Source organism: uncultured Phocaeicola sp. (genome assembly GCF_948499155.1).
GTDB classification, from domain to species: domain Bacteria; phylum Bacteroidota; class Bacteroidia; order Bacteroidales; family Bacteroidaceae; genus Phocaeicola; species Phocaeicola faecalis.
Genome location: NZ_CAOOSE010000016.1, coordinates 84,647 through 91,605, shown reverse-complemented (window position 1 = coordinate 91,605; position 6,959 = coordinate 84,647). Strand labels below are relative to the sequence as shown.

The 6,959-nt window shown below is 44.6% G+C and carries 6 protein-coding genes; 3 read left to right on the top strand and 3 right to left on the bottom strand.

Annotated features, from left to right (window positions below):
* Positions 1–167 precede the first annotated feature (167 nt).
* From QYT14_RS12320 to QYT14_RS12310, 3 genes are all read right to left on the bottom strand, one after another.
* The gene (locus tag QYT14_RS12320; protein ID WP_288324629.1) at positions 168–584 is read right to left on the bottom strand and encodes a hypothetical protein; all 417 of its coding nucleotides are present in this window, start codon (positions 582–584) and stop codon (positions 168–170) included.
* Positions 585–690: 106 nt separating this feature from the next.
* Positions 691–2,328, bottom strand: coding sequence for a chaperonin GroEL (gene groL / locus QYT14_RS12315; protein ID WP_237039154.1), 1,638 nt, complete (start codon positions 2,326–2,328; stop codon positions 691–693).
* Positions 2,329–2,467: 139 nt separating this feature from the next.
* Entirely contained in the window at positions 2,468–2,740 is a 273-nt protein-coding gene (locus QYT14_RS12310; protein WP_005941150.1) for a co-chaperone GroES, read from the bottom strand.
* A 258-nt stretch (positions 2,741–2,998) separates the two neighbouring features.
* Between QYT14_RS12310 and QYT14_RS12305 the strand changes: the two genes are divergently transcribed.
* The 3 genes from QYT14_RS12305 to hydG are packed head-to-tail and all read left to right on the top strand — an operon-like array spanning position 2,999 to position 6,957.
* Positions 2,999–4,477, top strand: coding sequence for a 4Fe-4S dicluster domain-containing protein (locus QYT14_RS12305; protein ID WP_237039153.1), 1,479 nt, complete (start codon positions 2,999–3,001; stop codon positions 4,475–4,477).
* On the top strand, positions 4,461–5,522 hold the full coding sequence (gene hydE, locus QYT14_RS12300) for a [FeFe] hydrogenase H-cluster radical SAM maturase HydE (protein WP_288324626.1): 1,062 nt from the start codon (positions 4,461–4,463) through the stop codon (positions 5,520–5,522). Before QYT14_RS12305 ends, hydE begins: the two co-directional genes overlap by 17 nt.
* A gap of 16 nt (positions 5,523–5,538) precedes the next feature.
* Positions 5,539–6,957 (top strand): [FeFe] hydrogenase H-cluster radical SAM maturase HydG, encoded by a 1,419-nt coding sequence (gene hydG / locus QYT14_RS12295; RefSeq protein ID WP_288324703.1) that lies wholly within the window; start codon positions 5,539–5,541, stop codon positions 6,955–6,957.
* Positions 6,958–6,959: the final 2 nt, after the last annotated feature.

Here is a 6,959-nt window from a genome sequence, read left to right as displayed (position 1 = left end):
GTAGGGGCAGGGTTTGCCTGCCCGAAGACACAAAGCAAACTGTTTTCGGGCGAGCAAACCTTGCCCCTACGAACGAAACGACAGCATTATCCACGTTTTAACACACCCCACTTCTTTCTAATTGTATCTTTTTCCCAAGAAACAAGGGGTATTGTTTGTGAAAGTTGTTATGATGGCATCCGAACCGAGGTATCACGTACCATCATCAGAATCGACATCACCAGCGAACCTCCCACTATCATCCCTCCTCCCAATAATAATGCTATTGCATTAGGCTCTGTCATCTTTGAGAATTCACGAAGCTCCGAAAAGAGAGCGATTGAAAAGAAAAGGGAGCACATCAGAAAGAAAATACCCATAAAGACACTTATCGCCCCATTCCTTCGGATAAGCTGCTTGATTAAAAGACCTGTAACCAGCAAAAGAAATACACCCAGTATAATCTCTACGGTATGCCATATGCCTAGCAACACAGCACTCATGAGTTCTCCCCAGCCCAACAACAAAATAGCTAGAAACCACACATCCGGAAGACAGTTGAAAAACTTCTTCTTATCCCAATGAACTAAAAATGTATCCATCATATTAAAATGTTAGTTTTCACAAATATAGGGAATACTATCAAATAAAAAAATTCCTTGCCGACTTTTTATCGCCAGCAAGGAATTTCAATCATTTATAGGGCAAAAATTACATCATGCCGCCCATGCCACCCATTCCGGGAGCACCCATCGGCATTTCGGGTTTATCTTCTTTCTTTTCCACAATCACACATTCTGTAGTCAGGAACATACCTGCAATAGAAGCTGCATTTTCAAGAGCGACACGAGTTACCTTGGCAGGGTCTACCACACCGGCAGCGTGCAAGTTTTCGTAAACGTCAGTACGGGCATTGTAACCGAAGTCACCTTTACCTTCACGTACTTTCTGTACAACTACTGCACCTTCCTTACCTGCATTGGCCACAATCTGACGAAGCGGTTCTTCGATGGCACGCTTGATGATTTCAATACCGGTTGTTTCATCTTCGTTATCGCCCTTCAAGCCTTCCAAAGATTCTGAAGCACGGATGTAAGCTACACCACCGCCCGGAACAATACCTTCTTCGATAGCTGCACGAGTGGCACACAATGCATCATCCACACGGTCTTTCTTTTCCTTCATTTCTACTTCAGAAGCAGCGCCTACATAAAGAACAGCTACACCACCTGACAACTTAGCCAGACGTTCCTGCAATTTTTCCTTATCATAGTCTGAAGTGGTATTCTTGATTTCAGCTTTGATTTGGTTGATGCGTTCTTGGATGTTTTCTTTTGCACCGGCACCGTTTACGATAGTAGTATTATCCTTAGAAACAGTTACCTTATCGCAAGTACCTAACATTTCAAGAGTAGCTTGTTCCAGTTTCAAACCTTTTTCTTCGCTGATAACGATACCACCGGTCAATACGGCAATATCTTCCAACATGGCCTTACGACGGTCGCCGAAGCCCGGAGCCTTCACAGCACAAATTTTCAACTGAGAACGCAGACGGTTCACCACCAAAGTAGTCAATGCTTCACTGTCCACATCTTCTGCAATCACCAACAAAGGACGTCCGCTCTGTACAGCCGGTTCCAGGATAGGCAAGAAATCTTTCAAGTTAGAAATCTTCTTATCATAGATTAAGATGTACGGATGTTCCATCACACATTCCATCTTTTCAGTATCAGTCACGAAGTAAGCTGACAGGTAACCGCGGTCGAACTGCATACCTTCTACCACACCGATAGTAGTGTCAGTACCTTTGGCTTCCTCGATAGTGATAACACCATCTTTAGAAACCTTGCGCATAGCGTCTGCAATCAACTTACCGATAGTAGGATCGTTGTTGGCAGAAACAGCAGCTACTTGTTCAATCTTGTCATAGTTATCACCTACCATTTCGGCCTGAGACTTGATAGATTCAACTACTTTTGCAACAGCTTTGTCTATACCGCGTTTCAAATCCATCGGGTTTGCTCCGGCAGTAACATTCTTCAAACCAACACCCACGATTGATTGAGCCAATACTGTAGCGGTAGTAGTACCGTCACCTGCATCGTCACCAGTCTTTGAAGCAACCGATTTCACCAATTGTGCACCTGTGTTCTGGAATGGGTCAGCCAATTCCACTTCTTTAGCAACTGTCACACCATCTTTAGTAATGTGAGGAGCACCGAATTTCTTTTCGATAATCACATTACGACCTTTCGGGCCAAGAGTTACTTTCACTGCGTTAGCCAATTCGTCTACACCCTTTTTCAGTTCTTCACGGGCGTCAATGTTGAATTTAATATCTTTAGCCATAATCTTTATTCTTTTTTTAATCTGTCATTCTAAACGAAGTGAAGAATCAAAATACCTCCAAGTAGTTTACCGATTCTTCGTTTTCATTCAGGATAACAAATGATTCTGTTCTATTGTTAATCTAATTATTTAAAATGAATTATCCCAAAACAGCGAGAACGTCGCTCTGACGCATGATAAGGTATTTCTTACCGTCATGTTCCAGTTCAGTGCCCGAGTATTTACCATACAATACCTGGTCGCCTACATGCAACACCATTTCTTCGTCTTTTGTTCCGTTACCTACGGCAACAACTTCACCTTGCAATGGTTTTTCTTTTGCTGTATCAGGAATGATGATACCACCGATTGTTTTCTCTTCTGCAGGAGCAGGAAGAATCAGTACTCTGTCTGCTAATGGTTTAATGTTCATAGTGCTTAATATTTTATTTGTTATACATTATATCGAGTTTATTGATGTCTTTTTAAAAGACGACGGAAAACCTTCAACTAAAAGCATGCCAAAGCCGAAAGTCGATGAATTGGCAGATATAAACTGTCAAATTGACATTATGACAAACGTTCGTTTCTGCCAAAATCCTTTTTTATTCATTTTCTTTAACGATTATAGGGATGAAACGCAAACATATCACTATCTTTGCAAAACCTAACAACTAACCTTTTGAACTATATGGCTTTTACGAACAACATTATGATTGTCCGCCACAAGTTACTGACCGAACTTGTGAGACTGTGGAAAAATGGAGAACTGACAACAGACAAGATAGACCGTCTGCCTCTGGAATTGAGTCCTCGACGTTCAAAACATGCCGGACGTTGCTGCGTGCATAAAGAACGCGCCGTGTGGAAGTATAAATCACTCCCTTTGCTGGGCCTGGATATGGACGATGAAATAGACGAACTCACTTCATTATCCGAATATGCCGCCAAAGCACTCGACCGTGCAGAAAATGGGATGCCCAAGGACAATATAATGTGCGTGATAGACGAAGCCTGCTCCGCCTGCGTACAGATTAACTACGAAATTACCGACCTGTGTCGCGGATGTACTGCCCGCAGTTGTCAATACAACTGTCCCAAAGGGGCTGTTCATGTACATGCAGACACCGGTAAAGCATGGATTGACCACGATACTTGCATCAGTTGCGGCATCTGCCACAAAAGTTGCCCTTATCATGCTATCGTTTACATCCCGGTTCCTTGCGAGGAATCCTGTCCTGTCAAGGCTATCAGCAAAGACGAGCATGGCATAGAACACATTGACGAAGACAAGTGTATCTATTGCGGAAAATGTATGAATGCTTGTCCTTTCGGAGCTATTTTCGAGATATCACAAACGTTCGATGTGTTACAGCGTATCCGTAAAGGAGAAAAGGTAGTGGCTATTGTAGCACCTTCCATTCTAGGACAGTTCAGCACCACTATCGAACAAGTATACGGAGCATTCAGACAAATCGGTTTCGCAGATGTGATTGAAGTCGCACAAGGTGCAATGGAAACAGTAGAAAATGAAGCACATGAACTGATTGAGAAACTGGAAGAAGGCCAAAAGTTCATGACCACTTCCTGTTGTCCTTCCTATATTGAGTTGGTGAACAAGTATATTCCTGACATGAAGAAATATGTTTCGACTACGGGTTCTCCAATGTACTATGCCGCACGTATCGCCAAGAAAAAGCATCCCGATGCAAAAATAGTATTTGTGGGGCCATGTGTAGCCAAGCGTAAAGAAGCACAACGTGACGAAGCTGTGGATTTTGTGATGACATTCGAGGAAATTTCTTCTATCTTCGATGCGATGGAAGTCAATTTAGAAATAGTACAACCATACGCCATGGAGTTCTCTTCTGTGCGCGAAGCGCATGGATTTGCTCAGGCAGGCGGTGTAATGGGTGCTGTGAAAGCATTCCTCAAGATGGAAGCAGACAAGATAAATGCCATTCAGGTTTCAGACTTGAATAAAAAAAATATTGCAGCATTACGTGCATACGCCAAAACAGGCAAGACTCCGGGACAGTTTATCGAAGTAATGGCTTGCGAAGGAGGTTGCATCACCGGCCCCAGCACGCACAGTGGAAGCAAGTCGGGTAAGTGGCAACTATCGCAAGAATTGACCAAACAAACCAAAACCTATGAAAATATGGAATGAAATACTCTTGATAGACAAACTGAGGAAGGGACATAAACTGACGGCGGAAGAATATAAAATTCTGCTCGAATGTCAGGACAGTAACTGCTTATCTTATCTACAAAAGCAAGCTCAAGAGGAAACCCTTTCTCGGTTCGGCAATAGAGTATTCATCCGCGGACTCATAGAAATCAGTAACCGATGCCGTAATAATTGCTATTATTGCGGCATTCGGAAAGGTAATCCGTCGGTCACCCGCTACGGACTGACGCGGGAAACAATCTTAACATGCTGCCGTGAAGGATACGAAGCCGGAGTCCGTACGTTTGTAATGCAGGGAGGAGAAGATCCCGCCATGACGAACGAATGGATAGAGCAAACGGTATCATCTGTCCGTCAGCTTTTTCCTGATTGCGCCATTACCTTGTCACTGGGCGAGAAAACACGAGAGGCTTACGAGCGTTTTTTCCGTGCCGGTGCAAACCGCTATTTACTTCGCCACGAAACATACAATCGGGCACATTACCGGCAACTCCATCCCCCCACCATGTCATCCGAACACAGGTTGCAATGCCTGCAATGGTTAAAGGAAATCGGCTATCAGACCGGTACGGGGATAATGGTAGGCAGTCCCGGACAAACAATCGGGCATCTGGTGGAAGACCTATTGTTTATCGAGCATTTTCAACCGGAGATGATTGGCATCGGTCCTTTCATTCCCCATCACGACACTCCATTTGCCGGTAAAGCCGCCGGAAGCGTGAGAATGACACTCAAATTGCTTTCCATCTTCAGGTTAATGCATCCATACGCCCTTATCCCATCCACAACAGCATTGGCAACTCTTGCAACGGATGGACGCGAACAAGGGATATTGGCAGGAGCCAATGTAGTGATGCCCAATCTATCACCACCGGAACAACGCGCGAAATATGCCTTGTATGACCATAAGGCCGCTTTCGGTGCCGAAGCTGCGGAAGGATTAAAAAAGCTGTCCGAACGGTTAGACGCCATTGGGTACCGGATTTCGGCAGAAAGAGGAGATTATGACGGAAACAGAACATAAAAACAATAAGAATATAATGTATAAAGCAGATTCAAAAATAGCGGAAGAGTTTATTGACCATCAGGAAATTCTGGATACAATGAGTGATGCAGAAACCCATAAGAGTAACCGTGCACTGATTGAGTCATTGATAGACAAAGCTGCCCAATGTAAAGGTCTGACCCACCGGGAAGCAGCTCTCCTGCTGGAATGTGACCAACCGGACTTGATAGAACGGATTTTTCGCTTGGCCGAAGAAATCAAACATAAATTTTATGGCAACCGCATTGTCATGTTCGCTCCGTTATATCTTTCCAATTATTGTGTCAATGGTTGTGTATATTGTCCTTACCACCTGAAGAATAAGACGATAGCCCGCAAGAAGTTGACACAGGAGGAAATCAGGAAAGAAGTTATCGCTCTGCAGGATATGGGGCACAAACGTCTGGCACTCGAAGCCGGCGAAGATCCTTTGCACAATCCCATCGAATATATCCTGGAATCCATTGACACCATTTACAGCATCAAACATAAAAATGGAGCCATCCGCCGGGTGAATGTCAACATTGCCGCAACCACAGTAGAAAACTACCGCCGGTTAAAGGATGCCGGCATCGGTACCTATATCCTGTTTCAGGAAACTTATCACAAAGAAAACTACGAAGCCTTGCATCCCACCGGTCCTAAAAGCAGATATGCCTACCACACCGAGGCCATGGACCGTGCCATGGAAGGTGGCATAGACGACGTGGGACTGGGAGTATTGTTCGGACTCAACACTTATAAATATGACTTTATCGGACTGTTGATGCATGCGGAACATTTGGAAGCCACCTTCGGAGTCGGCCCGCACACCATCAGCGTGCCTCGCATCTGTCCGGCTGACGATATTTCCACAAACGACTTTCCCAATGCCGTTTCCGATGATATATTCTGCCGCATCGTAGCCATTATCCGCATTGCCGTACCTTATACGGGAATGATTATTTCCACACGCGAATCGGTTGCCACACGCAGCAAGGTACTGCATTTGGGTATATCCCAAATCAGTGGCGGGTCACGCACCAGCGTAGGCGGTTACGCCACGCCTGAGCCGAAGGAAGAAAATTCCGCCCAATTCGATATCAGCGATACACGGACATTGGATGAGGTAGTCAACTGGCTGCTCAACATGGGACACATTCCCAGTTTCTGCACCGCCTGCTACCGGGCAGGCAGAACAGGCGACCGTTTCATGTCATTAGTCAAATCGGGACAAATAGCGAATTGCTGTGCTCCCAACGCTCTCATGACTTTAAAAGAATATCTGGAAGATTATGCATCCGCCGGCACACGCGCCAAAGGAGAAGTCTTAATCCAAAAAGAATTGGAACATATCCCCAATCCCAAAATAAAAGAGATAGCCGCACATAATCTGAAAGAGATAATAGAAGGAAAACGTGACTTTAGATTTTAATA

What these genes read in the sequence shown, in the direction of transcription:
- QYT14_RS12320 (WP_288324629.1), bottom strand. Translation starts at nt 584, where the DNA reads ATGATGGATACATTTTTAGTTCATTGGGATAAGAAGAAGTTTTTCAAC.
- groL (WP_237039154.1), bottom strand. Translation starts at nt 2,328, where the DNA reads ATGGCTAAAGATATTAAATTCAACATTGACGCCCGTGAAGAACTGAAA.
- QYT14_RS12310 (WP_005941150.1), bottom strand. Translation starts at nt 2,740, where the DNA reads ATGAACATTAAACCATTAGCAGACAGAGTACTGATTCTTCCTGCTCCT.
- QYT14_RS12305 (WP_237039153.1), top strand. Translation starts at nt 2,999, where the DNA reads ATGGCTTTTACGAACAACATTATGATTGTCCGCCACAAGTTACTGACC.
- hydE (WP_288324626.1), top strand. Translation starts at nt 4,461, where the DNA reads ATGAAAATATGGAATGAAATACTCTTGATAGACAAACTGAGGAAGGGA.
- hydG (WP_288324703.1), top strand. Translation starts at nt 5,539, where the DNA reads ATGTATAAAGCAGATTCAAAAATAGCGGAAGAGTTTATTGACCATCAG.